Here is a 26,114-nt window from a genome sequence, read left to right on the forward strand (position 1 = left end):
CTCATTTAAATTCCCTTGACGTGGTTTAATGGATTCGACTACCCCAGTTAAGAGATAATAAACTTAACTGGAGATCAACATGACAAAACGTAAAAAGTATTCTAAAGAATTTAAACTCGATGCTATCGCATTAGTTATTGAACAAAACTATAGTCAGGCGGAAGCTTCGAGAAATTTGGGCATTAATCCCAACATGCTTGGCCGGTGGATCAAGGAAGCTGAAAATGATGATGGTCAGGCTTTCAGAGGAAACGGTAAATTAACACCTGAGCAAGAAGAAATTCGTCAGTTAAAAGCACAAGTAAAACGCCTCGAAATGGAGCGAGAAGTGTTAAAAAAAGCGACGGTCTTCTTTGCCAAAGAAACGAAGTAAAATATTCGTTTATCGCCCTACATAAGAAGATCTGGCCAGTGGTGCTCATGTGCCACGTACTGGGTGTTAAAAGCAATAATTATTATAGTTATCAAAAACGTAACCTCGACAAACAGGAAGATCCGACGCATGAAGAAATGCTTGATTGGGTCAAAGATATAGCAAAGTTCAGCGATAATACTTATGGCGAACGTCGTATTCAAAAAGTGCTTAATGCGCTTAGCTATCCTGTAAGTCGACAAAAAACAGCGAAGCTTATGAAAGAAGCGGGCGTGTGGGTTCGCTATAAAAAGAAATACAAAGTAACAACGAATAGTGATCATAATAAGCCCGTTTACGACAATGAGCTTCAACAAGATTTTACCGTAGCAGCACCGAACCAAGTTTGGGTGCAAGACATCAGCTATATTTGGACATCTGAAGGCTGGTTATATTTAGCGGTTGTCATTGATTTATACTCTCGTAAAGTCGTGGGCTGGAGTATGGGGTCGAGAATGAAGGCTCAGCTGGTTTGTGATGCATTGACCATGGCCATTTGGCAACGTCAGCCGAAGGCTGGGTTAATCGTGCATTCAGATCAAGGCGTTCAATATGCAAGCCACCAATATCGGCGGTTATTAAAGGACCATAGCTTTATTGGCAGTATGAGCAAAAAGGGGTGCTGTTGGGATAATGCTGTTGCTGAAAGCTTCTTTGGCAGTTTGAAGCAAGAGCGAGTTCATTGGCGTAACTATGAAACACGCTATGGTGCACAGCAAGATGTCTTGAATTACATAACGATGTGGTACAACAGTCGTCGTTTGCATTCTTACCTGGGTTACCAAAGTCCGAGTGATTTTGAACGGGCGACAGAAGACTTAGAAATGGTTGCTTAACTGAGGTGACTGAATTTAGTTGACCAGGTCACCTTTATTGTATTGTTGCACATGTGCATTGTTCGTAATATCAGCATTTAGTGCAATTATTCTACCAATATAAAAAAAATCTATAAAACAGGTTGCAATTTTTAAGAACAATCCTTAAGATACGCCTCGCTTTCACTTAGGAAGCAATTCTTAAGTTTGAATTAAAACAGCTTGGCTTTCTTGATATTATGTCAAGTCATTCGGACGCGGGATGGAGCAGCCTGGTAGCTCGTCGGGCTCATAACCCGAAGGTCGTCAGTTCAAATCTGGCTCCCGCAACCAATTCTTTACTAAGTTTAGAATTAAAATAAAGCTTAACTGGGATGTACAACCTTAGGTCGTCAGTTCACTCTCTTCAAAAAAAGTGGCTCCCGCAACCAATTCTTTACTAAGTTTAGAATTAAAATAAAGCTTAACTGGGATGTACGACCTTAGGTCGTCAGTTCGCTCTCTTCAAAAAAGTGGCTCCCGCAACCAATTCTTAAGTTTGAATTAAAACAGCTTGGCTTTCTTGATATTATGTCAAGTCATTCGGACGCGGGATGGAGCAGCCTGGTAGCTCGTCGGGCTCATAACCCGAAGGTCGTCAGTTCAAATCTGGCTCCCGCAACCAATTCTTTAGTAAGTTTAGAATTAAAATAAAGCTTTACTGGGATGTACGACCTTAGGTCGTCAGTTCGCTCTCTTCAAAAAAAGTGGCTCCCGCAACCAATTCTTAAGTTGGAATTAAAACAACTTGGCTTTCTTGATGTTATATCAAGTCATTCGGACGCGGGATGGAGCAGCCTGGTAGCTCGTCGGGCTCATAACCCGAAGGTCGTCAGTTCAAATCTGGCTCCCGCAACCAATTCTCTACTAAATTAAATAATATAATTAAGCTAGTTAGCTATGATTTACGACCTTAGGTCGTCAGTTCGCTCTCTTCAAAAAAGTGGCTCCCGCAACCAATTCTTTGGTAAGTTTAGAATTAAAATAAAGCTTTACTGGGATGTACGACCTTAGGTCGTCAGTTCGCTCTCTTCAAAAAAAGTGGCTCCCGCAACCAATTCTTTAGTAAGTTTAAAATAAAAACAAAGCTTTACTGGGATGTACGACCTTAGGTCGTCAGTTCACTCTCTTCAAAAAAGTGGCTCCCGCAACCAATTCTCTACTTAATCCAATTAGAAAATAAGCTTATCTGGATATACAATTTTGCTATTAATCTATCGGTTTGTTCTTATACGCATTTCTTTAATTAGGGAACAACTTTATACTCAGAAAACAATAAAACACGAGGCATATCTTTTCACAATAAGTTGATATAATTATTAAACAAAGACACAATAAATTGTTTCTTATATCAAAAGTAGTGATATGGTGAATTAATCTAACCCTAAACTGGCTTACAGTAACTTTGTAGCGCTATTTGATCACAGTAATTATTCGGCTTGATTCTTTAACATTTGTTTTTGCTTTTGCTCCCAGCGCCTTTTTGCAAACCTACGCATATTTGGAACATCATCTGTTTCATCCATTATAGGCTGACCAAGAATTGACTCTATAACATCTTCCATAGTTACTATGCCTAACCAACTGCCATATTCATCATAAACTACTGCCATATGTTGTCTTTCATTTATAAATTGAGACATTAACTGTTCAGCGCTTAGCTTATCCGAAACAACAGTAACTGGCCTCATAATATCTGCAGCTGTTTGATTTTCATCAAAATCTAGCATGTCATAACGAAAAACTAATCCTAATGGATCTTCGTTTTTATCTATTACAGGGTAGCGAGACAATCTATGTTCTTTTATACGCTCTACAACTGATGACAACTCCTCGCAGGGTTTTATCGATTCACAAACCGTTCTTGGAGTCATAATATCGCGGACCTTAATTTCATGTAATTCTAAAATATTAGAAATTACCCGCTGCTCCCCTTCATGCAATTTATTTAATTCGCAAGCCAATATAGTTAGCGCTTTTATTTCTTGCCTTAAGTCATGATCATGCCCTTCTCCGCCAAATAACTTCATCACTTGATCAGATAGCCAAATAAAAGGCTTAAGCGTAAAAATCATTACATTAAGTATTGCTGGTAAAGCTGGTGCGATACTAGGCCAATACCTTGCACCAATTGTTTTGGGTAATATTTCAGAAAACACCAAAATTAGCATGGTCATCACGCCCGAAGCGATACCAAGGAAGCCATCGCCAAAAACAATTGTTACCTGAGCACCTACTCCTGTAGCGCCTACTGTGTGTGCGACAGTGTTTACTGTCAAAATAGCAGCTAATGGCTGATCTATTTTATCTTTAAGCATTTTAAGTTTGTTATAAAGCTTGGGGTGTGTCAGCTTTTGCTGAGCAATATAGCTTGGTGTAATTGATAAAAGTGCAGCTTCAAGAATGGAACAGATAAAAGATACTACAATTGATAAAACAACAAATGCAATTAGTAAATTCATTTAGGTAGACTTAACCATTTTTATAAATGTAAACAACAAGATTTAACCATAATCTATAGAAAATATCGAGTGCTACTTATTTTGTAAATTAACTCTTTTACCCTATTTTAGTTAAATCATAGTTTAATTCAGAATAATACTTAGTTAACTCTTGTTTAAACAATTCAATAAATTCATCACTCTTATTTTGTAGTAAATTATTTAATACACTTTCTAACTGTTGACGTTTCGTTTTACCAAACCCTATTACATTGGTCATGTTTGTTTGAGTAATAAGTTCATTCAGGGTGTTTGGAAGTTTATGTTTACTATTTGATTTACTAGGAAGTGATGGCGCAAACGTTGTCATATTAATCCTTTATCATGAATCGGTAATATTTTGCCCGGCTAAGACTAAATATCAATTTAACTGGCAAATTTTTGTCAATTAAATAACTCGTTTTTATAGAACTCATCAGTAAGCAATTTTTATACCTACTATGATACAAATAAAAATACGCTTTAAGCTTAAAATGAATATTAATTGTATTAGAATAATAAACTTATAGGATCTTTATCCTATTGTTAGAACTATAGATTAATAAACAATCATTAAATGAATAGGATAACGTCGTGGAAGATTTTAAGTTAGGTCGGTACCAACATTTCAAAGGCAATTATTATCAAGTTTTGCACCTAGCAAGAGATAGTGAAACAGAGGAGTTCTTCGTTGTATATCAGCCAGAGTATGGTGATCGTGAAATATGGATAAGACCATTAACTATGTTTACTGAAAAAATCACCCGTGACGGTAAAAAATTCCAACGATTTAAAAAAGTAAATGATTAAACACCTTAAGCAAACGTAACGAACTTCATTTAAAAATTGTAGTAATTATGCTTATAGCTTAAAAAGCAAAAGGTAGAATATTATTTGTTTAAAATATACTTAGCGACAGCCTGATTGTGTTCTTTTAACGTAGCTGAAAAAACATGTTTACCATTGCCTTGGCTAACAAAATAATAATAGTCTGTTAACTCAGGGTGCATAGTGGCATATATGGCTGACTTTCCAGGCATCGCAATAGGTGTTGGCGGTAATCCGTTAATCCTGTATGTGTTATAAGCTGTTTTTTCTTTTAAATGAGTACGCTTTATATCTCCTTTATAACGATCTCCTAATCCATATATAACAGTAGGATCGGTTTGTAAACGCATCTTTTTATATAAACGGTTAACAAATACCGATGAAATTATTTGATGCTCGGCCATATATCCACTTTCTTTTTCAATGATAGAAGCCATAATCAATGCTTGATAAGGTGTATCATAAGGTAGGTTTTCATCTCTGCTCTCCCACTCTTTCATCAGTAAACTTTTCATTTCACGATAAGCTCTTTTAAGAATGTCTACATCGCTTGTATTAGCAGTAAATAAATAGGTATCAGGAAAAAAAAGCCCTTCTGGGTGTTGTTCTTTAATTGCTAACTGTTTAGTCACCTTTGTGTAATCAGAAGATGTTAATGTTTGAGAAACATTAGGGTGGCTTCTTAAAATGTGTAACCATTCCTTAAAAGTCGAGCCTTCAATAAATGTGATACTAAACTGGTGCTCTCTACCTGATTGTAATATAGAGAGCAATTGTTTGGAGTTCATCTTAGGGGTTAATTGATATGTCCCCGCTTTAATTAATCCTTCTTTAGGAAAAAACCTTACATATATTTTTAGCCAAATACTCGACTCTATTGCACCTATTTGCAAAAGTTGCTGGGTAAACTGACCGAAATTGGTGCCTGGCGCTATAGTAAATAGTTGATTTTTCGATAAATTAAGCTGCTGTCCCATCTTATATTGAACGTTTGTCACTAGCCCGACACAACCTAAACCAAGAATAATGCACAGTGAAAAAATTACTTTTTTATATGAGTATCCGTTAATCACAAGCTGTCCTTAAACGCTGAATAAATATCTGGCTATCATCTATTAACCGTCGTTGATTAAACGAGCGAATAGGGACTATTCCCATAACCGAATTACAGACAAACATTGTCGAAGCCTCATCTAAAATGTTTACCGGTGAACTTACAACTTTAACATCTGGAAACAAAGCTAAAATTTGTTGTCTAATCACTCCATTAACACCTGCAGATCCCACATTAGCAGTAAACCAACAACTGTCAATTTTCCAGAATATATTCGCACTCGACACCTCTATAATATTGTTATTAAAATCGCAGACGAGTAATTCATCAAATATTGATTGATCAAGCTCTGCTCTAATGAGCACTTGTTCAAGTCTATTTAAGTGCTTAATTCCTTGCAGTAATGGGTTTAAACCTAACTTTGCTTGTGCAATGCCTAAAGAGATACCTTGTTGCTGCCATTGTTTATAATGAGAGGGAAAGTCAAAAATAGATATTATGATACTTGGTGTTAAGCTTTCAGGACGAGCATAGCCTCTACCTCCCTTACCTGCTGTAATAACAATTTTGATAACAGCAAGGGAATATGACAGTGCAAGCTCAGTAATATCTTTATTAATTTTGTCAAAGTTCAACGGTGCTATCGACAGAACTTTACTCGCTTTTTTTAACCGTTCAATGTGACATTGTTGAAATTCTATTCTGCCATTAAAAATTTTAGCCGTAGTAAAAAAGCCATCACCATAAGAAAGGCCACGATCATTAATAGAAAGATCAGTTGTTTGAATACCATTTACTGAAAAATAAAGCATAAGTCATAAAAAAAGCTTGAACACTAAGTACAGTATTCAAGCTTATTCATTGTTATTCAAGTAGCTTTTATAATTAAGCATTAAAAACCAGCTTTTTGCTCAATTTACATCCGCTTAAATAATAATGACCCATTAGTACCACCGAAGCCAAACGAATTACATAAACCGTATTCCAGCTTAACATCACGTGCTTCACCTCGAATATAGTCAAGATCACAGCCTACATCAGGGTTATCTAAATTAATTGTTGGTGGTACTTGGCCATTAACTAACGCTTGTATGGTAAAAATCGCTTCTACAGAGCCTGCAGCACCAAGTAAGTGACCTGTCATCGACTTTGTCGAACCTACTAATGTTTTATATGCATGATCACCAAATACAGTTTTAACAGCGTTTGTTTCTGCTATATCACCTGCAGGTGTTGAAGTACCATGTGCATTAATATAACCGATCTGAGTTATATCAACTTTTGCATCGTTTATGGCATTTTGCATCGAGCGAGCAGCACCGTCACCATCAGCTGGTGGAGAGGTCATATGATAAGCGTCACCACTCATACCAAAGCCAACAAGCTCAGCGTAAATTTTAGCGCCTCTTGCTTTAGCTGTCTCATATTCTTCAAGTACTAATACACCTGCACCATCACCCAAGACAAAGCCATCTCGGTCTTTGTCCCATGGTCGAGATGCCAACTCTGGAGCGTCATTACGAGTAGAAAGTGCACGTGCTGCACCAAAGCCCCCCATTCCCATCTGTGTAGATGCTTTTTCAGCACCACCAGCGATCATTACATCAGCATCACCGTAGGCAATCATGCGCGCCGCATGACCAATATTATGAACGCCACTAGTACAAGCAGTAACAATAGATATATTAGGACCTTTTAGACCGTATAAGATTGATAGATGACCTGCGATCATATTGATAATGGTAGATGGGACAAAAAATGGAGATAATTTACGAGGACTCGATTTCAACATTTTCTCAAAGTTTTGTTCAATTAGTCCTAAGCCACCAATTCCAGCACCAACAGCTGCACCAATACGATGAGCATTGTCCTCATTAATCTCTAAGCCTGAGTCTTTTATTGCTTGTACACCAGCTGCTACACCGTACTGAATGAATAGGTCCATTTTTTTGGCTTCTTTCTTAGCCATATAGTCTTCGGCATCAAAACCTTTAACTAGACCCGCAAATTTAGTGGTGTACTCTGAAGTATCAAAATGCTCGATATTGCTAATACCACTTTTACCTAACAATAGATTTTGCCAAGTAGTTTCAGGTGAATTACCCAAAGGGCTTAACATACCAAGACCGGTAACTACAACACGCCGCATAGGATGAGTTGCCTCCGATAGAAGTGAAAATGATGGGTACGTATTATTGTAAACACGTGTTAGAAATAAATCAGGCGGTTAGAACCGCCTGATTATTGAAATTACTGATTGGCAGTAACGTAATCAATAGCTGCTTGCACAGTTGTGATTTTTTCTGCTTCTTCATCAGGGATTTCAGTATCAAACTCTTCCTCTAACGCCATTACTAATTCTACTGTATCTAAAGAGTCAGCACCTAAATCATCAACAAATGAAGCTTCATTTTTAACTTCGTCTTCGCTAACACCAAGTTGCTCTACAGTAATTTTTTTTACGCGTTCTTCGATAGTACTCATTTTTTTTCCTTTACTAGAAAATACAATTTTTCAAAATTGCGTGTAGTGTATTCGTCTACAGCTCACCTTGCAAGCATCTAACTTTGCTTTTTGCTCTGGTCTAACCTGTCTACAGTTTTTTATTATGCAAATATTTTTAAATTTAATCAACGAACATTGAGTCAGTTAACTAAACCATGTACATGCCACCATTCACATGTAGTGTCTCGCCAGTGATATATGATGCGGCATCAGACGCTAAAAAGGCAACGGCATTAGCAATTTCCTCAGGCTTACCTAAACGGTTAGCTGGAACTTGAGAAAAAATACCTTCTTTTTGCTCATCACTTAGCGTTTGTGTCATATCCGTATCTATAAAACCCGGTGCAACAGTATTTACTGTTATGCCTCGAGATGCAACTTCTCTTGCTAAAGATTTTGTAAATCCTATCAATCCCGCTTTAGCAGTTGCATAGTTAACCTGTCCTGCATTGCCCATTGTACCTACAACTGAGCCTATATTTATAATTCGTCCATAACGTTTTTTCATCATTGGACGCATTACAGCTTTACTGATTTTAAATGCAGATGTAAGGTTCGTATCTATGATATCTTGCCATTCAGCTTCTTTCATACGCATAAACAAGTTATCACGTGTAATACCAGCATTGTTAATTAAAATGTCTATTGCACCATGCTTTTCTTTTATTGCTGCAAACATAGCATCTATAGAGGTATCATCAGTAACATTTAATACCATCCCATTAGCGTTACCTAAATAATCACTAATTTTCTCTGCTCCATGCTCTGATGTTGCTGTACCAATTACAGTAGCACCAAGTGCTTGTAACTGAACGGCAATAGCCTTACCTATCCCTCTGCTTGCTCCTGTAACTAGTGCTACTTTACCTTCTAATGAAAACATATTTATTCCTTCACTAATTCTTGTGCCTTCTCTAATGACAGATTATCATTTAAAGATACACAATTTATTGACTTATCAATTCGCTTAATTAACCCTTGTAATACTTTACCTGGGCCAACCTCAACTATTTGAGTAACGCCTTGAGCAGCAAAACTTTCAACTATTTCAGTCCATCTAACTGGACTGTAAAGCTGTTTAATTAACGCTTTTTTAATTTCAGATACTTCTGCTTGTGCAATAACATCAACATTATTTACAACAAGCAAGTCAGGCGTACTAAAATTAATTTTTTCGAACTCAATTGCAAGCTTATCTGCCGCATCTTTCATTAAAGCACAATGAGAAGGCACACTAACAGGTAATGGTAATACGCGTTTTGCACCTGCAGCTTTGCAAAGCTCTCCGGCACGAGTAACAGCTTCTTTATGTCCTGCAATCACTACCTGGCCTGGCGAGTTAAAGTTTACAGCAGAAACAACTTGGCCCTGTGCTGCATCATTACAGGCACTAATAATCGCGTCATCAGCTAAACCAATAACTGCCGCCATAGCACCAATACCTTCAGGTACTGAAGTTTGCATAAACTCACCACGTTTTTCAACAAGTTGCACAGCGTCTGATAAGCTTAAAACATTAGCGCATACCAATGCGGAATATTCACCTAGGCTATGCCCTGCAATAATACTAGGCTTAATGGTAGATATTGATACCCAAAGGCGCCACAAGGCGACACTTGCTGTCAGTAATGCAGGTTGGGTGTAATTGGTTTGATTGAGCTTTTCAGCAGGTCCCTGACTTACTAATTGCCATACATCATAACCTAGGGCTTGAGAAGCCTCTTTAAAAGTATTCTGTACGATCTCATTGTTTTCAAAATCACTTAGCATTGCTACTGTTTGTGAGCCTTGCCCTGGAAATATAAAAGCTAATTTTTTTTGCATTTTTAGACCTAATCGCAGATGACTAAATAACGATAATAGACTGAACTGTCATTTCTATTATGTATTTACATCGTTTAAAATTATTCAGTATGTGTTTCTTCAATTAATCCTTGCTCTAACGCTATTGTTATTTTTTCTGGCACTTGTTGTTCAACTTCTTTTATTGCTTCAAAAATAGCTGCTTCAAATGCCTTAGCGCTCGCATTACCATGGCTTTTAACCACAATGCCGCGCAATCCTATCAGACTTGCACCGTTATACTGGTCGGGGTTCATTGACTTAAAGAGTTTTTTTAATGCCGGCGCTAGCATTTTGCCTATAATTCGAGCAAAAAAGTGTTCCGATAAGAACCTATCTAACTTTCGATAGACTAATTGGGCCACACCTTCACAGGTTTTTAACGCAACATTACCTACAAAACCATCGCAAACTATCACATCAGTTTTATTAGTAAAAATGTCGTTTCCTTCTATAAAGCCAACGTAATTTATATACTTATTTGCACTTAACTTAGTTGCAGCAAGCTTTATGTGATCACTACCTTTAATATCTTCCTCGCCCATATTCAACAAAGCAACTCTTGGTTTAGTAATGCCATCTACTTGCTCTGCTATTACAGATCCCATCAGACCAAATTGATAAAGAATATTCGCTTCACAAAACACATTTGCGCCCAAATCAAGCATAAAAACATTCTTATTTTCTTTATGTGTAGGTAGTGCGGAGATAAGTGCTGGACGTTCAACACCAGGTAACGTTTTTAAAACACAATACGCCATAGCGAATAATGCCCCTGTATTACCGGCGCTTACACAGGCTTGTGCTTTTCCCTGCTCAACTAAATCTAAAGCTTTACGCATAGATGAATCACGCTTATTTCGCAGCGCGCTTGAAGGTTTTTCATCCATTGCAACAGTTTCAGTTGTTGGAATAATCGTTAATTGAGGGTGTTCACGGATATGATGTTCGAGCAGATACTTTGTAATGATAGATTTATCACCACAAAGAAAAAGATGCAATCGTGGCTCTTTATTGATCGCCAAAATTGCAGCATTTATAGTTATATGGGGGCCTTTATCGCCCCCCATAACATCTAACGCTATGGTTAGACTATTCAAAGTAATTTCGCTTATTTAGCGATTACTTTAACACCTTTATAAAAGCCATCAGCTGTAATGTGATGACGACGGTGTGTTTCACCAGATACTGGATCTACTGATAAGTTTTCTGTTGTTAATGCGTCATGTGAACGACGCATGCCACGTCTAGAACGAGACTTTTTGCTCTTTTGAACTGCCATTGTCTAACTCCTAAAATCGGTTAATTACTTAAGTTTTTTCAATACGTCAAATGGATTCGGCTTATCAAGTTCTTCAGGCAATTTCCCCCAAACGCTATCAGCCGGAGACTGACATTGTTCAAGTTCGTGCCTAGGTATTAATGGAATAGCAAGTAACAACTCGTCTTCCACTAACTCTCGCAAGTTAACTTCACCATTTTCATCTAATTCAATTGCGTCATAATATGACGGCAAGTTTTCAGCAGCTTCTGCATCCTTTACCGGACTGAATTTAAAATCCAACTCCAATTTATGCTCAAATGCTTCAGTACACCGCTGACACGCTAATGAAACTGTTGCCGATCCTTTTCCTGATATTACTACCAAGCCAAGCTCATCCACATCAAACTTTACACTAACATGCACATGCTCACAGCAGCTTTCGCACGCCGCAAGCAACCTGTTCATTTCCGACGACAAATATCTGCCGTTACACACAGAGCGTTGCTGTGCGCTTTTAATCGGATTTATCGTAATCGGAAGTTTAAGATTCTGCATAAGGCGCGCATAATAATGCCCATCAAGCCAAGAGTCAAAAGAAAATTAGCTAAAATTGTTTAAAAATGCAATATAAGCCATATATTAGCATGTATCTGTTTAAATATTGAGTCATTTACATGAAAACACTTGTTTTAGGTTCTACCTCCACTTTTCGCCAATCCTTATTATCAAAACTAAATTTACCATTTGTTACGGCTAAACCCAATATTGATGAAACTGCATTAGAAAATGAATCGCCAATAGCCTTAGTCGAACGATTAGCAATAGAAAAGGCGCAGGCAGTCGCATCAGAGCATCCAAATGCATTAATTATTGGTTCTGATCAAGTCGCTGTTTGTGAAGGTGAAGTATTAGGTAGACCTCATACTGTGGTAAATGCAGTTGCACAACTCACTAAATTCAGTAACAAATGTGTTACTTTTTATACTGGCCTGTGTGTCTTTGATAGCAATACTAACGAAGTAAAATCATTAGTTGAACCTTTTCATGTTCATTTTAAAACATTAAGCAAAAAAGCAATTAACAACTACATCAATGCCGAAATGCCACTTAATTGTGCGGGAAGTTTCAAAAGTGAGGGACTTGGCATTTGTTTGTTTGAACGTTTGGAAGGCGACGATCCAAACAGTTTAATTGGTTTGCCGCTAATTAAGCTTACTGAATTACTTTCACAATTTGGGATGGATGTATTAGCACTTCAAGAAAAAAAACATCGATAAGTTGATCGCATTAAAGACTGCTAAAGTAATAGCAGTCTTTCTAACTCTTCTAATGTATCAACGATTGCTTTAGGTTTATACCCGTTCCACTTGAAGATGCTCGTTTCAGGAAGACTGAGCAATTCATAACCAAGGCGCATTTTTTACTAATGCTTATTCCCTTAAAAAGAAATGCAACGCAGGATATGATTTGCATAGTCTTACCCAAGGGGTGGTTTAGATTGACACTCAACAGCACAACGTGATGTTCGAAAAAAGTGTCTTGTATCTGTAGCTTGCCACACACGCTCAAGTCCCTCTCACCCTTTACCTGTTACAACAGCTAAAACTTTGTTTTGATGGCTCAACTTTGTCAGTAAGGATATCGTATGGTCAAACAACTTTGTCGGCGTATTATTTAACCTAAGTTCGGGATAATGGATGTGCGAAAAAAACAGAAAAAGTAATACTTTAAATGCGTTAAATTATTTCTTCAAAAGTTCTATTTGCAATTTTAATACCAATGCTATAAGTTTTGTGCGGAACAAGGCTGATTTGTGTACCTAATAGCCGGCTATTAGTAGCAAATTAAACGCAGATACGAGCAAAAATCGTAGCTTTGGTGTGCTTACCTTATCCCGAATTCAGGTTAGTTAATAGGATGTACTGCTCTTTATAAGCAAACTGAATCTTGTAACAAATCTCTGGCGGTAGTGTAGAAAAAAGCTCAGCCATTGCATCATCTAAACTTTTACCAATAATGTTTTTTGTAGTTAATTCAGAAGGAGGTTCAACATTCACACTTAATGCTGCAGATTGCACTGAAGAGTCGCTACGAACGATTGAGTCCATTAGGGTTCCATCCCCATCAAATATAATTAATTTATAGTTTTTCATCGATTATTTGTTTTTGCTTACTCGTATCATTTTGCTTTAGTTAATTGTTTTAAGCATTTTTCTAAAGAAGGCTCTAACGGAGCTTCTATCTTCATTCGTTGTTCTGTAAGCGGATGCGTAAATTCAATACTAGCTGCATGTAAAAAGAGCCGTTTTAAACCCAAACTTTTCATGTGTGCATCAAAGTCTGTATGTCCGTATTTACTGTCACAGGCGATAGGATGACCTTTGACTTGGCAATGAACTCTAATTTGGTGCGTTCGACCAGTAACAGGAAATGCTCTTATGAGGGTTGCATCTTGGAAGTGTTGCAACACTTTAAAACGTGTTTCCGACTCTTTACCGTTAACATTATCAACAATAACGACACGCTCACCAGATTTTAAGTCATTTTTTCTCAGCCCTTCAGACACCTTAGTTAATTTAGCTGACCAACGCCCTTTGACTAATGCATGATAAAACTTTTGAACAGTTTTATTGCGTAATTGTTCATGTAAATTTCTTAATGCTGAACGTTTTTTAGCAACAACTAAACATCCTGATGTGTCACGATCAAGGCGGTGAACTAATTCAAGCATTCTTGCATCAGGCCTTAATGCTCGTAATGCCTCGATAAGCCCAAAGCTCATGCCACTGCCACCATGAACGGCCATTCCTGAAGGTTTGTTAATTACAATTAAGCGGTCATCTTCGAATAAAATTTGCTTCTCAAGGTTAGCAACTACATTTAATTGCGTTGAAACCGGATCTGCCTCTTCAGAAACCCTAATTGGCGCAATACGTAATATATCTTCATTTACTAGCTTATATTCGGGTTTAGTTCTTTTTTTATTAACACGGATCTCCCCTTTTCTTAACAGGCGATAAATCATGCTTTTAGGAACACCTTTTAAGGTTTTTAAAAGGTAATTATCTATTCGTTGTCCTTCGTCTTCACTATCAACGGTAATAAAGCGGACTTGTGGTTTAGTAGTATCATTCATGGTGTAGAGTTTATCATAACTTTTTATCAAGATATCGAGAATTTATCTAATTAACATCTTTATTTAATTGCCTTTTTCTAATAAAAAGTGAGATAATAGAAAGGTTACATAATTTATCCTATAAATGTAACAAAAAACGCAAGCTTTATAAGAAGCGTAAGAGGAAAAATGCGGCTACCTTTTCAAGCATATAAAACAAAATGACTTGTTAAGAGAAAAGCCTATTGCGATAGTTGATGTGTGTATCTTGTCAATGAAACGGCATAAACATTTCCCCCAGCCAAATAAAGTTTATTTATATTAAAAATATCGATAAGTCAAAGGCCCCTACAGGCAAATACTGAATGAAATCAGTAGTATTATTAGAAAACTTATCGAGATAGCGCAGCACGCTAGCTGAGCACATAAAGACAAAATTCTCTTTATTGTAATAACAGTAAAGTAAACGATACAATCAGATTTTTTAACAGCTTATTACGTAATATGGCGTAGTAAGATTGACACCCGAGAGGCTGACAAAACGCTGTTACCTTAGCAACAGATTGCTTTGTGTTCTACGCATATGGTGTGTTGTGACTAAAATAATGAGTCACAAGAACTATGAAACGTATGTTAATTAATGCTACACAGTCGGAAGAATTACGTGTAGCACTTGTTGATGGCCAACAACTTTACGATTTAGATATCGAAAGCCCAGGGCATGAACAAAAAAAATCAAATATTTATAAAGCTAAAATCACTCGTATAGAGCCTTCATTAGAAGCGGCATTTGTTGACTATGGCGCAGACCGCCACGGTTTCTTGCCGATGAAAGAAATTGCTCGTGAATACTTCCCCAAAGGTTATTCATTTCAAGGTCGTCCTAACATTAAAGATGTGTTATCTGAAGGCCAAGAAGTTATCGTACAAATCGATAAAGAAGAACGAGGCCAAAAAGGCGCCGCCTTAACAACATTTATTAGCCTTGCGGGAAGTTATTTAGTACTTATGCCTAACAACCCTCGTGCAGGTGGTATTTCTCGTCGTATTGAAGGTGATGAGCGCACTGACTTAAAAACATCTTTAAGTAAGTTAGACTTACCTAAAGGCATGGGGTTAATTGTTCGAACAGCGGGTGTTGGTAAAGACTATGATGAGCTTGAATGGGATTTAAGCGTATTACTTCATCATTGGAAGGCTATCGAAGAAGCTGCAGCTAGTCGCCCTGCCCCTTTCCTTATTCATCAAGAAACTAACGTAATTTTACGCGCGATTCGTGATTACTTGCGCCGCGATATTGGCGAGGTGTTAATTGATCGCCCGAAAACATTTGAAAGTGTCAAAAAGCATATTGAAGTTGTTCGTCCAGACTTTGCAAGTAAAGTTAAACTTTATACAAACGACGTACCTTTATTCACGCATTATCAGATAGAAAGCCAAATAGAGTCTGCATTTCAACGTGAAGTAAGGCTACCATCTGGTGGCTCAATAGTTATCGATCCAACAGAAGCGATGACTTCAATTGATATAAACTCTTCACGCTCAACTAAAGGCGGCGATATTGAAGAAACCGCTTTTACAACAAACTTAGAAGCTGCTGATGAAATAGCCCGTCAGTTACGTTTACGTGATTTAGGTGGGTTAGTTGTAATCGACTTTATCGATATGACACCTGTTCGTCATCAACGTGAAGTTGAGAATCGCATGCGTGATGCGGTCAAACAAGATCGTGCTCGCATACAGTTAGGTCGTATTTCACGTTTTGGCTTGCTAGAAATGTCGCGTCAACGTTTACGCCCATCAATAGGTGAAACTAGCCAAGGTGTTTGTCCTCGTTGTAATGGCACAGGCCATGTACGAGGTGTTGAATCGTTAGCACTGTCTATATTACGTTTAATGGAAGAAGAAGCCATTAAAGACAACACTCAACAAGTACAAGCGCAAGTACCAGTGCCTGTTGCAACCTACTTATTGAATGAAAAACGTCGCTCAGTATTTCATGTTGAAAAACATCATGGTGTAAGAGTATTAATAATACCAAACCCAAATATGGATACACCGCAATATGAAGTGTTACGTGTGCGCCAAGATGAAAGTATCGCCGAAGCAAGTTACCATATCCCTGCAATAGAAAGTGCACCTGAAGAAACAGTAATGCCTAAGTTCGCTAAAGAAGCGGTTAAAAAGGACGAGCCTATTCTTCAAGGGATGTCTTCACCACAAAAACCTAAAGCAGCGCAAAAAGCACCTACAAAGGTTGAAGAAGTTAAAAAAGAAGCCAGCTTATTTACGAGCTTAACTTCTTGGGTAAAAGGGTTATTTGCTACTGAAGAAGTGGTAGAAGTTAAGCCAACGCCTAAACCAACTAACACGCGACCAGAACGAAGTGATAATCGTCAGTCTCGTGGCCGTCAAAATCCACGCAGAAATAATCGTAAAAACGATAATAGAAACGATAACAAAAATGATACCCGCAATAACACTAAAGAAGTAGATAATAAAGAGCAACAAAGTAAACCAGCTCGTAAACCTACTAGCGAGCGTAATCAGAAGCCTAAAGAGGAAAAAGTTGCAGAGCGTCGTCAGCGCAGAACAAGCCGTAAGAAAGTTAGAAGAACTGACGATTCAAAAACAGTAAATGAAACGACAACTTCACCTGCTGTAAATCCGGCAACTGAAACTAAGCCTACTAAACCAGCAAAAGTAGTAGAGGCTAAACAAAACGTTTCTGTTACAGAAGCCGTTGAAAGTATAGATGATAACAAATCGCAAGATGAACAACGTCCTCGTAACCGACGTTCACCTCGCCATTTACGTAATCATGGCCAAAGACGTCGTCAAAGCAATGACAACAATGAAAACAAAGCTGAAATTAAACCTGAGTTTGATCAAGCTAAGGCTGAAGAAGAAAATAGACTTAATGAGTTAAACTCTGATCCTGTTCAAGCGCGCTACCCTAATGCTGCTAAAGATGATGAATTGACAAGTTCTGAAACTAGTACAGAAGTAAAAGCCGAAGCAAAAGCTGAAGTACAACAAGACTTATTCGAACAGCCTTCAAATAAAGAAGCTGAAACAGCTAATTCTGATGAAAGTATAGCTAGCGAAAATGTTAAACACATTGAACCTGAAGCAACGCAAAAATCAGCAGAAAAGACCACTGAACAAGCGAAGCCAGTTGAGAAGGCTCCTAAAGCAGTTAAAGCTCCTGCTAAAAAGCGAAGCGCGAAAAAAACAGAAAAAGTGAGTAAAGAAACTTCTTCTGATAATGCGCCGGTTAATACTTCAGATACTCATGAAGCTAATACTGAGCTATCAGCAGCGTCTGAGCAAGTGACTAACAATGTAGCAAGCGACGAAGTTGAAACTATAAAAAGCGTTGATGAAGTATCAATTGAGGCCAAAGCTTTAACGCCTAAAAACAAACCTGTAAAGAAAGTTAAAGCTAAGTTACCAAGTAGTAAGCCTACACAGCGTAAACAAAGCCATGCTTCTTCAGGAATGGTTAAAACTGAAACGATTAATACTATTTCTGAGTTACCTACCGCTTTTGCTGAAAGCAACGAGCGATTAACTCACTCGTTATCAGGTAGAGTGGCAATGATTGCCGACGCTAAAAGTAGAGCTGCTTGTGGACCAACTAAGCCATAAGGCTCTAGTTTGTAGGTAAGCAATTTTTATTAAAACGCCAGTAATTATACTGGCGTTTTTTATTTTCGATTAATAAAAAATAAGCAATTTAAATTTTTATTAACCCTTGGTTAGCTTGTAAAACAGCATTACCAACACCTTTAACTTCGAGTAACTCTTGTAACGAAGTAAACTTTCCATGTTGTTCACGATAATCAATTATCGCTTGAGCACGCTTTGCCCCGACTCCTTTAAGGGTTGCTAATTGTGTGGCATCTGCATTATTGAGGTCAATTATAGCTTGCTGAACTTGTTCAGTTTTCGCTTGAACATCACTCGGGTTTTCTACTGCAGAAGCATTAAATAAAGTAGCAGAGAATAAAAGAATAGATAGGGGTAAGAGTTTAGATTTTGTCATAATATTCGTTCCTTGTTAGTAACCTAAAGTGTTATTAATCATTTAATAACACTTTAGGTTTAGAACTGAATATTTGATATGTCAAGTAAATATAAATTTTATTTTAAATTAATGTTGCATTAATTTGTTGTAAAACATTAAGAGGATCTGAAGCGCCAGTGATCGGTCGCCCTATAACTAAATAATCCACACCAACTGCTATTGCTTGCTCTGGTGTCATAATTCTTTTTTGATCGTCACTATTTGAGCCTGATGGCCTAATACCCGGCGTAATGAGTTTAAAGTCATTGCCTAATTGCGCTTTTAGCGACTTGGCTTCCCAGGCAGAGCAAACTACACCATCTAAACCTGAGTTTTTAGTAAGTGTTGCAAGTGCTAATACTTGCTGCTCTGGTGTTTTATTTATACCTAAGCCAGTCAAATCTTCTTGTCCCATACTCGTTAATACGGTAACAGCGATCAATAAAGGTGAATTATTACCATAAGACTCAAGCGCTTGCTTAGACTTTATCATCATCTCTGTGCCGCCACTTGCATGTACATTTACCATCCATACACCAAGATCAGCTGCAGCAGTTACAGCTTTTGCTACAGTATTGGGAATATCATGAAATTTCAGATCCAAAAAAACATCGAAGCCTTTATTTGTTAGTTGTTTGACAAAGTCGGGACCAAAATAAGTAAACATCTCTTTGCCTACTTTAAGCCGGCAATCGCTAGGTTGAATTTTATCAACAAAGGATAAAGCATCTGATTTTTTATTAAAATCTAAAGCAACCACCACTTTAGGATCATTCATTATAGTTTCCTTTAATTCTTTAATTCTTTAATTCTTTAAATAGTATCGAGTAGTCTTTTATTTAAAGCACTCTACTTATTTACTCTCCCTCTAATCCACGAATAGGTTTCATTTGTTCCCAGTCATGACAAGAAGGACAAGACCAATAATGTGTACTGCTATTAAACCCACAGTTTCGGCAATTATAACGATGTTTAACACTCAAATACGTAGAGATAAGCTCATTAATCATATCTAAATTAGTCAAATTAGTTTGACTGCTATCGGTAGCCATTTGCATTTTAATAAAATGGTTAAAGCCTCGAATAGTTGGTCTGCGCCTTAATGCGGTTAAAGTAAATTCTAGAGCCTTTACAGCACCTTGTTTTTGTTCAATATACCCAACATTTTTGATAAGTGCTGAAGAGCTGCCAGTCTCGCTATAAACTTTCTTGATAAATTTCTGAAATTCATCAATCGCATCAATTTGTTGATAACACCGTTCCATGTTGTCAATAACATCAGGAAAAAACTCACTATCTTGCAGATAAATGGCCTGATAACTTAAACAAGCTTCATTATATTGTTTATGATTTTCATAAACTTTTGCAAGTAACCAATTGGCACGACACGAATCTGGATCATATTTTAAGGCATTTTCAAGTAATTCAATTACTTCAATAAATTTGTCTTCGTTTAAAGCTGTAGTTGCTAACTCACAGTAGAAATTAGCTAAGCTATTTAACAAATTTTTATCTTTTGATTTTACGATAGCTTTCGATAGTAGTATTCCCTGTTTCCAATCCTTAGTCGATTGATAAATTTTCATCAGGGAAGTAATAGACTTTATACTATAAATTTTAGATTTGAGTAATTTCTGAAACATCGCTTCAGCGCGATCAAATAAACCTGCACTTAAAAAATCTTTACCTAACTCATATGCAGCTTGTTGCTTTGCTTTATTTGGTAAATGTTTCTGCCTAACAAGGTGTTCATGGATTTTTAGTGCTCTATCTAGCTCACCTCGTTTTCTGAACAAATTTGCCATGGCAAAGTGTGCTTCAACAGTATCATCTTCAACTTGAAAAGCGTCTATAAGGTACTCAATCGCCTTATCTTGTTGATTCGATAATAAATAGTTTAATCCGGTGGAGTATTTAATAGAAAGATCTTGTTTAGCGCTATGGGTGTTTTGTTTGACACTATTGCGCCCCATAAACCAACCATAAGCCATTGCAACAGGTAAAAGCAAAAACAATAACCCAAGCATAGTAAATGCAGTACCTTATTTATCAGAGAGCATTTTTTTAGGTTTTATGCGCCTTACTAGTTTCCATAGCAGAGCAAACAATAAACCAAGAAAAAAACCAAGAGTGGTAAATAGACTTACAGCTGCTGCAACTGTCATTTCAGTGCGAGCAATAAGGTAGTTTAGTGTTAATGATTGATCATTTTGACTGCCGAAAATGAATGCAACAATTAGCAATATAATTATAATAAATAACGTAAGATATAGTCTCACGGTGATATTCCTTTAACCTAAGTGAAAAAAAACGGCATGCGAAGCATGCCGTTTATTAATAAGTTTTTCAATTACGACAACGAGAGATTAACTCGTTCACGTAACTCTTTACCAGGTTTAAAATGCGGAACATACTTACCAGATAAGTTCACTGACTCACCGGTTTTAGGGTTACGCCCAACGCGTGGGGCTCGATAATGCAATGAAAAACTGCCAAATCCACGAATTTCAATGCGATCTCCCTTCGATAAGGTTTGCACCATCATCTCTAGAATTTCTTTAATCGCTTGCTCTACATCTTTCGCAGACAAATGATTAAATTTATCCGCCAATCTTTCAATGAGTTCTGACTTGGTCATTTGACCTCCCAGTGTCATTTAGCATCACGCCAATGGTTTTAAATAAGAGAAGTACTCTACTTAGTACTTCTCTGCTTCCTGGCTAAAATTAACTTTTAGCGTTTTTAAACGCTTCAGCCATTGCACTTAAACTAGACTCTTCAGGCTGGTTTAAGTTGTCCATAGCATCGCGCTCTTCTGCTTGGTCTTTCGCTTTGATTGATAAGCTAATAGCACGATTCTTACGATCTACGCCCATGAACTTAGTCTCAACGCTATCACCAACAGATAATTCAGTAGTAGCATCTTCGATGCGGTCACGTGAAATGTCTGATACACGTAAGTATCCTTCAACGCCATCTGCTAATTCAATTTTAGCGCCTTTTGCGTCAACTTCAACTACCTTACCAGTAACAATAGCACCTTTTTTGTTATCTGTCAGATACATGTTGAACGGATCATCTTCAGTTTGCTTAACGCCTAATGAAATTCGCTCACGCTCTGGGTCAACTTGTAGTACAACAGCTGAGATTTCGTCACCTTTCTTATATTCACGAACAGCTTCTTCACCGCCAGCCCATGAAATATCAGATAAGTGAACAAGACCATCAATGCCACCGTCAAGACCGATAAAGATACCAAAATCTGTAATTGATTTGATCTTACCTGAAACTTTATCACCTTTGTTGAAGTTTTTAGCAAACTCTTCCCAAGGGTTCGGGATGCATTGTTTAAGGCCTAGTGAAATACGACGACGTTCTTCGTCAATTTCAAGTACCATTACTTCAACAGTATCACCTAAGTTAACAACTTTAGATGGGTGGATGTTTTTGTTTGTCCAATCCATTTCAGAAACGTGAACTAAACCTTCAACGCCTTCTTGGATTTCAACAAAACAACCATAATCAGTTAAGTTAGTTACACGACCAGAAAGTTTAGCACCTTCTGGGTAACGCTTAGCAATAGCAACCCATGGATCTTCACCTAATTGCTTCATACCTAATGAAACACGAGTACGATCACGGTCGAATTTCAATACTTTAACTTGAATTTCATCGCCAACGTTTACGATTTCACTTGGGTGCTTAACACGCTTCCAAGCCATATCTGTGATATGTAATAAACCGTCAATACCACCTAAGTCAACGAATGCACCGTAGTCAGTAAGGTTCTTAACGATACCTTTAACTTCCATGCCTTCTGCTAGTGACTCTAATAATTGATCACGTTCAACGCTGCTTTCTGATTCGATAACTGCGCGACGAGAAACAACTACGTTATTACGCTTTTGGTCAAGCTTAATAACTTTGAATTCTAAATCTTTACCTTCAAGGTGAGCTGTGTCACGAATAGGACGAACATCAACTAATGAACCCGGTAAGAAAGCACGAATATTGCTAACTTCAACCGTGAAACCACCTTTAACTTTACCGTTGATAACACCGATAACAGTTTCTTTTTCTTCGTATGCTTTTTCAAGCACTTGCCATGCTTCATGACGTTTTGCTTTTTCACGAGAAAGAATTGTTTCACCGAAACCATCATCAGTTGCATCTAATGCAACATCAATTTCGTCACCAACATTAATTTCTACTTCACCAGCTGTATTTTTGAACTGATCAATAGAGATAACGCTTTCAGATTTTAAGCCGGCGTCAACTAAAACGTTGTCTTTGTTGATGGCTACCACAGTTCCTTTAATAATAGAACCTGGACGTGTTTCGATTTCTTTTAAACTTTCTTCAAAAAGTTGTGCAAAATTTTCAGTCATAAGTGTATATGAACTCAGTTTTTAATCCAATCTACGTACTTGTATCATGGGGTTGTTAATAAAACCTATTGCATCCGTACGCTAGGTTATTTAGTAATAGTTAAACTTATTCTAACTATATAGTCGTTTTTTGCGTTAATTTTTCATTCGTAAATGTTAAGATTCTTTCCACCACTTCATCGATAGAAAGGTCTGTAGAATCAAGGATTAACGCACCTTCTGCAGGTACAAGCGGGGCCACCTTTCGGTTTTGATCTCGCTCATCTCGTTGACGTATGTCATCCAAAAGGCGCCCGATTTTAACATCAAACCCCTTCGCTTTCAACTGATTATATCGTCGCTGCGCGCGTTCTTCTGCACTTGCGGTTAAAAATACTTTTACAGGTGCCGTAGTAAAAACAACTGTCCCCATATCTCGGCCGTCTGCAACAAGCCCAGGAGTGTTTTTAAACGCACGCTGTCTACGTAACAAAGCTTCTCGCACACGAGGAAAAGCCGCTACTTTGGACGCTAGCTCCCCAATTTCTTCGGTGCGAATGATGTCGGTAACATTTTCGCCTTCTAAAATAACTTTTCCTTCACCTGATGAACTAATAGTAAACTGGACATCGAGATGCGCTGCAATTGGAATAAGTGGCTCTTCTTCTTCAACACCTAAATGATGATGCTGGCTTGCCACTGCAAGTACACGATAAATAGCACCACTATCAAGTAAGTGCCAACCTAGTTTTTCTGCGACTAATCGTGCAGCTGTACCTTTACCCGCACCACTTGGGCCATCTATCGCGATAACTGGAATGTTTTCCTGCATATATTTATTCTCCTAATGTCGCAAATCGGCGAAATTATACGGCAATTATATTTCAAAATCGCGTAAAAATTAATTCTCTAATGAATCAGCACGACACCTGAGCTAATTTGACGAAATAATCAGGAAACGTTTTAGCCGTACATTTTGGATCATTAATGGTAACAGGTGTATCACTCAAGGCAACAAGTGAAAAACACATTGCTACTCTGTGATCGTCATAGGTATCAATTTGTGCATGTTTAAGTGTTCTTGGTGGTGTAATAGAAATAAAATCTTCACCTTCAATAACTTCAGCACCAACTTTACGAAGCTCAATTGCCATTGCAAATAAACGGTCGGTTTCTTTAACTCGCCAATTATATATATTACGAATTGTTGTTGTACCCTTAGCAAAAAGTGCGGTTGTGGCTATTGTCATTGCGGCATCAGGGATATGGTTCATATCCATATCTACCGCTGTAAGTGGTTTACCTACCACCGTAATAGATTCATCATTCCATATCACTTTTGCACCCATTTTTTCTAGCACATCTGCAAAGTGTTTATCTCCTTGAACGCTCAGTTTACCAACACCATGAACGGTAATTTGTCCACCTTTAATAGCACCAGCTGCTAAAAAATATGACGCTGAAGATGCATCACCTTCAACCATATAACGTTCAACAGATTGATAGGATTGATTGCCTTTTACTTTAAATGACTGATAACTGTCATTTTGTACATTAATACCAAACCGACTCATAATATTTAACGTAATATCAATATAAGGCTTAGAAACCAACTCTCCTACAATATCTATATTAATATCAGTAGTTAAAAGAGGTGCTATCATAAGTATAGCGGTTAGGAATTGGCTAGAAATCGACCCATCAATCTTAATGGTATTTGCCGATAGACTTTTACCGGTAATTTTTACGGGAGGATAATCTGAGTTTTCAAGATATATAATATTAGCGCTTAGTTGCTGTAACGCATCGACCAAATGCCCGATAGGTCTTTCTTTCATTCTTGGCTCGCCTGTTAATACAAACGTTCCTTCACTAGCCGCAAGTGCTGCACATAAAGGGCGCATTGCAGTGCCAGCGTTCCCTAAATATAATTCAGTAGGCTCATTAACTTTAAAAAAGCCATTATTGCCAACAATAGTACATTCAGTACCACAGTCACTTAAATGATATTGTATCCCCAGTGCAGTTAACGCATTTAGCATGTGTTTAATATCGTCACTCACCAGTAAGTTTGTTATTTTAGTTGTACCATTAGCTAATGCAGCAATTAATAAAGCACGGTTTGATAAACTTTTAGACCCTGGTAAAAACACCTCACCATTTATTTTATCAATTGGATTTAATGTTAACTGTTCCATACTAACTATTTCCTTTTTCAAATTCGCGCATAAAGTTAACGAGCTTTTGCACACCTTCAATAGGCATCGCATTGTAAATACTAGCGCGCATTCCACCAACCATTCTATGACCTTCAAGCGCTAACAGCCCTGCACTTTTTGCTTGTTCAAGAAATGCATTGTTAAGAGATTCGTCTACTAACCAAAAAGGCACATTCATTAAACTACGGTGCTGACTTGCAATATCGTTACGGTAAAATTTGCTGTTATCTACAAATTGATATAATAATTGGGCTTTTTCTTTGTTGATTGATGAAATCGCTTTAACACCGCCAGAGTCAATTAACCATTCAAAAACTAAGCCGGCTAAATACCATGCGTATGTAGGAGGTGTATTGTACATAGAACTATTATCTGCTTCAGTTTGGTAATTAAATATACAAGGTGTTTTAACATCAGCGCTTCCTAAAAGATCTTCTCGCACAATAACGATAGTTAACCCTGACGGCCCAATATTTTTTTGAGCTCCTGCATATATTAAAGCAAATTTTGAAACGTCGATTTCTCTTGATAATATGGTAGATGACAAATCAGCAACCAAAGGCACACCATGGGTTTCAGGGATATCAAACAACTCTAATCCATCAACTGTTTCATTAGGGCAATAATGTACATATGCCGCATTTTTATCTAATGGCCACTGGCTAGAATCTTTGATTTGACGTTGTCCATTAACCTTTTCAACAACATTTATTTTATTGATTAGGCCAAAGTTTTCAGCCTCATTAGCGGCAGCTTTAGACCATGAACCAGTAATAATATAGTCAGCACTTTTGTTAGCCGGAAGTAAATTAAGAGGAACCGCTGAAAATTGACCACGTCCGCCGCCATGACAAAAAAGCACTTTATAATTGTCTGGAATTGACATTAATTGACGTAAGTCTGCTTCTGCTTTTGTTGCTACCGCCATAAACTCTTTACTACGATGGCTAAGCTCCATTACTGAACAACCGGTGTTATTCCAATTGAGAAATTCAGATTGTGCTTTTACCATCACAGGTACTGGCAGCATAGCTGGGCCGGCACAAAAATTATAGACAGCAGACATACGCATTAACTTCCTTCTTATATATTTAAGTCAAAAAAA

26 protein-coding genes and 3 tRNA genes are annotated in these 26,114 nt (G+C 37.5%); 7 read left to right on the forward strand and 22 right to left on the reverse strand.

The features are described 5' to 3' along the window. The first annotated feature begins 79 nt into the window (after window positions 1–79). The 4 genes from QUD79_RS08945 to QUD79_RS08960 all read left to right on the forward strand — a co-directional run bounded on the left by QUD79_RS08945 (window position 80) and on the right by QUD79_RS08960 (window position 2,125). Window positions 80–1,248, forward strand: a protein-coding gene (locus QUD79_RS08945; protein ID WP_425506909.1) for an IS3 family transposase whose coding sequence is annotated in 2 segments (ribosomal slippage) — window positions 80–329 and window positions 329–1,248 — 1,170 coding nt in all. Because the reading frame shifts where the segments join, the coding sequence is not laid out codon by codon here. A gap of 235 nt (window positions 1,249–1,483) precedes the next feature. Further along, window positions 1,484–1,560 (forward strand) — tRNA-Met (locus QUD79_RS08950). Window positions 1,561–1,814: 254 nt separating this feature from the next. Then, window positions 1,815–1,891 (forward strand) — tRNA-Met (locus QUD79_RS08955). 157 nt (window positions 1,892–2,048) lie between these two features. After that, a tRNA-Met gene (locus tag QUD79_RS08960) sits at window positions 2,049–2,125 on the forward strand. 571 nt (window positions 2,126–2,696) lie between these two features. Here QUD79_RS08960 and QUD79_RS08965 read toward each other — a convergent pair. Both QUD79_RS08965 and QUD79_RS08970 read right to left on the reverse strand, forming a co-directional pair. Continuing rightward, the gene (locus tag QUD79_RS08965) at window positions 2,697–3,728 is read right to left on the reverse strand and encodes a CNNM domain-containing protein (protein ID WP_184422423.1); all 1,032 of its coding nucleotides are present in this window, start codon (window positions 3,726–3,728) and stop codon (window positions 2,697–2,699) included. Window positions 3,729–3,825: 97 nt separating this feature from the next. Continuing rightward, the gene (locus QUD79_RS08970; RefSeq protein WP_184422425.1) at window positions 3,826–4,077 is read right to left on the reverse strand and encodes a hypothetical protein; all 252 of its coding nucleotides are present in this window, start codon (window positions 4,075–4,077) and stop codon (window positions 3,826–3,828) included. 263 nt (window positions 4,078–4,340) lie between these two features. Between QUD79_RS08970 and QUD79_RS08975 the strand changes: the two genes are divergently transcribed. Continuing rightward, window positions 4,341–4,556 (forward strand): DUF1653 domain-containing protein, encoded by a 216-nt coding sequence (locus QUD79_RS08975; protein WP_184422427.1) that lies wholly within the window; start codon window positions 4,341–4,343, stop codon window positions 4,554–4,556. An 80-nt stretch (window positions 4,557–4,636) separates the two neighbouring features. Here QUD79_RS08975 and mltG read toward each other — a convergent pair whose 3' ends face one another. The 9 genes from mltG to yceD form a co-directional block, all read right to left on the reverse strand. Beyond that, entirely contained in the window at window positions 4,637–5,647 is a 1,011-nt protein-coding gene (mltG, locus tag QUD79_RS08980; protein WP_286287755.1) for an endolytic transglycosylase MltG, read from the reverse strand. After that, window positions 5,640–6,440 (reverse strand): aminodeoxychorismate lyase, encoded by an 801-nt coding sequence (gene pabC, locus QUD79_RS08985; protein WP_184422429.1) that lies wholly within the window; start codon window positions 6,438–6,440, stop codon window positions 5,640–5,642. Before pabC ends, mltG begins: the two co-directional genes overlap by 8 nt. A 104-nt stretch (window positions 6,441–6,544) precedes the next feature. Next, window positions 6,545–7,777, reverse strand: coding sequence for a beta-ketoacyl-ACP synthase II (gene fabF, locus QUD79_RS08990; RefSeq protein ID WP_184422431.1), 1,233 nt, complete (start codon window positions 7,775–7,777; stop codon window positions 6,545–6,547). A gap of 101 nt (window positions 7,778–7,878) precedes the next feature. Further along, complete coding sequence (acpP, locus tag QUD79_RS08995; RefSeq protein ID WP_184422433.1) at window positions 7,879–8,112, reverse strand: acyl carrier protein; 234 nt, start codon at window positions 8,110–8,112, stop codon at window positions 7,879–7,881. A gap of 169 nt (window positions 8,113–8,281) precedes the next feature. Then, window positions 8,282–9,016 carry a 3-oxoacyl-ACP reductase FabG gene (fabG, locus tag QUD79_RS09000; RefSeq protein WP_184422435.1) on the reverse strand — a complete coding sequence of 245 codons (735 nt, stop codon included), beginning with the start codon at window positions 9,014–9,016 and terminating at the stop codon, window positions 8,282–8,284. Window positions 9,017–9,018: 2 nt separating this feature from the next. After that, window positions 9,019–9,957, reverse strand: a complete 939-nt coding sequence (gene fabD, locus QUD79_RS09005) for an ACP S-malonyltransferase (protein ID WP_184422438.1) — start codon at window positions 9,955–9,957, stop codon at window positions 9,019–9,021. An 80-nt stretch (window positions 9,958–10,037) separates the two neighbouring features. After that, entirely contained in the window at window positions 10,038–11,081 is a 1,044-nt protein-coding gene (gene plsX / locus QUD79_RS09010) for a phosphate acyltransferase PlsX (RefSeq protein WP_184422751.1), read from the reverse strand. A 5-nt stretch (window positions 11,082–11,086) separates the two neighbouring features. Continuing rightward, window positions 11,087–11,257, reverse strand: a complete 171-nt coding sequence (gene rpmF / locus QUD79_RS09015) for a 50S ribosomal protein L32 (protein ID WP_184422440.1) — start codon at window positions 11,255–11,257, stop codon at window positions 11,087–11,089. A gap of 24 nt (window positions 11,258–11,281) precedes the next feature. Beyond that, window positions 11,282–11,794, reverse strand: coding sequence for a 23S rRNA accumulation protein YceD (gene yceD / locus QUD79_RS09020; RefSeq protein WP_184422442.1), 513 nt, complete (start codon window positions 11,792–11,794; stop codon window positions 11,282–11,284). A 119-nt stretch (window positions 11,795–11,913) separates the two neighbouring features. On the opposite strand from yceD, the gene QUD79_RS09025 reads away from it, so the two are divergent. Continuing rightward, the gene (locus QUD79_RS09025; protein WP_184422444.1) at window positions 11,914–12,516 is read left to right on the forward strand and encodes a Maf family protein; all 603 of its coding nucleotides are present in this window, start codon (window positions 11,914–11,916) and stop codon (window positions 12,514–12,516) included. A gap of 612 nt (window positions 12,517–13,128) precedes the next feature. On the opposite strand, the gene QUD79_RS09030 is transcribed toward QUD79_RS09025, so the two are convergent. Further along, window positions 13,129–13,392, reverse strand: coding sequence for an HAD hydrolase-like protein (locus QUD79_RS09030; protein WP_343043920.1), 264 nt, complete (start codon window positions 13,390–13,392; stop codon window positions 13,129–13,131). A gap of 26 nt (window positions 13,393–13,418) precedes the next feature. Next, window positions 13,419–14,375, reverse strand: a complete 957-nt coding sequence (gene rluC, locus QUD79_RS09035) for a 23S rRNA pseudouridine(955/2504/2580) synthase RluC (protein ID WP_184422448.1) — start codon at window positions 14,373–14,375, stop codon at window positions 13,419–13,421. Window positions 14,376–14,975: 600 nt separating this feature from the next. On the opposite strand from rluC, the gene rne reads away from it, so the two are divergent. Next, window positions 14,976–18,005, forward strand: a complete 3,030-nt coding sequence (rne, locus tag QUD79_RS09040) for a ribonuclease E (RefSeq protein WP_184422450.1) — start codon at window positions 14,976–14,978, stop codon at window positions 18,003–18,005. A gap of 88 nt (window positions 18,006–18,093) precedes the next feature. Here rne and QUD79_RS09045 read toward each other — a convergent pair whose 3' ends face one another. The 9 genes from QUD79_RS09045 to serC form a co-directional block, all read right to left on the reverse strand. After that, on the reverse strand, window positions 18,094–18,402 hold the full coding sequence (locus QUD79_RS09045; RefSeq protein ID WP_184422452.1) for a ComEA family DNA-binding protein: 309 nt from the start codon (window positions 18,400–18,402) through the stop codon (window positions 18,094–18,096). 103 nt (window positions 18,403–18,505) lie between these two features. Continuing rightward, a complete protein-coding gene (gene pyrF, locus QUD79_RS09050) occupies window positions 18,506–19,201 on the reverse strand; it encodes an orotidine-5'-phosphate decarboxylase (protein ID WP_184422454.1) in 696 nt (231 codons plus the stop codon). Window positions 19,202–19,280: 79 nt separating this feature from the next. Beyond that, window positions 19,281–20,450: a lipopolysaccharide assembly protein LapB gene (lapB, locus tag QUD79_RS09055; RefSeq protein ID WP_184422457.1), complete on the reverse strand. Its 1,170-nt coding sequence runs from the start codon at window positions 20,448–20,450 to the stop codon at window positions 19,281–19,283. Window positions 20,451–20,465: 15 nt separating this feature from the next. Continuing rightward, window positions 20,466–20,702, reverse strand: a complete 237-nt coding sequence (locus tag QUD79_RS09060; protein ID WP_286287772.1) for a lipopolysaccharide assembly protein LapA domain-containing protein — start codon at window positions 20,700–20,702, stop codon at window positions 20,466–20,468. Between the two features lie 71 nt (window positions 20,703–20,773). Further along, window positions 20,774–21,061 carry an integration host factor subunit beta gene (ihfB, locus tag QUD79_RS09065; protein WP_184422459.1) on the reverse strand — a complete coding sequence of 96 codons (288 nt, stop codon included), beginning with the start codon at window positions 21,059–21,061 and terminating at the stop codon, window positions 20,774–20,776. 88 nt (window positions 21,062–21,149) lie between these two features. Further along, window positions 21,150–22,811, reverse strand: coding sequence for a 30S ribosomal protein S1 (rpsA, locus tag QUD79_RS09070; protein WP_184422461.1), 1,662 nt, complete (start codon window positions 22,809–22,811; stop codon window positions 21,150–21,152). Window positions 22,812–22,926: 115 nt separating this feature from the next. After that, a complete protein-coding gene (gene cmk / locus QUD79_RS09075) occupies window positions 22,927–23,622 on the reverse strand; it encodes a (d)CMP kinase (RefSeq protein WP_184422463.1) in 696 nt (231 codons plus the stop codon). 85 nt (window positions 23,623–23,707) lie between these two features. Then, entirely contained in the window at window positions 23,708–24,988 is a 1,281-nt protein-coding gene (aroA, locus tag QUD79_RS09080; RefSeq protein WP_184422465.1) for a 3-phosphoshikimate 1-carboxyvinyltransferase, read from the reverse strand. Window position 24,989: 1 nt separating this feature from the next. Continuing rightward, a complete protein-coding gene (gene serC / locus QUD79_RS09085) occupies window positions 24,990–26,075 on the reverse strand; it encodes a 3-phosphoserine/phosphohydroxythreonine transaminase (RefSeq protein ID WP_184422467.1) in 1,086 nt (361 codons plus the stop codon). Window positions 26,076–26,114: the final 39 nt, after the last annotated feature.

It is taken from the genome of Thalassotalea piscium (genome assembly GCF_030295935.1).
GTDB classification, from domain to species: Bacteria; Pseudomonadota; Gammaproteobacteria; order Enterobacterales; family Alteromonadaceae; genus Thalassotalea_B; species Thalassotalea_B piscium.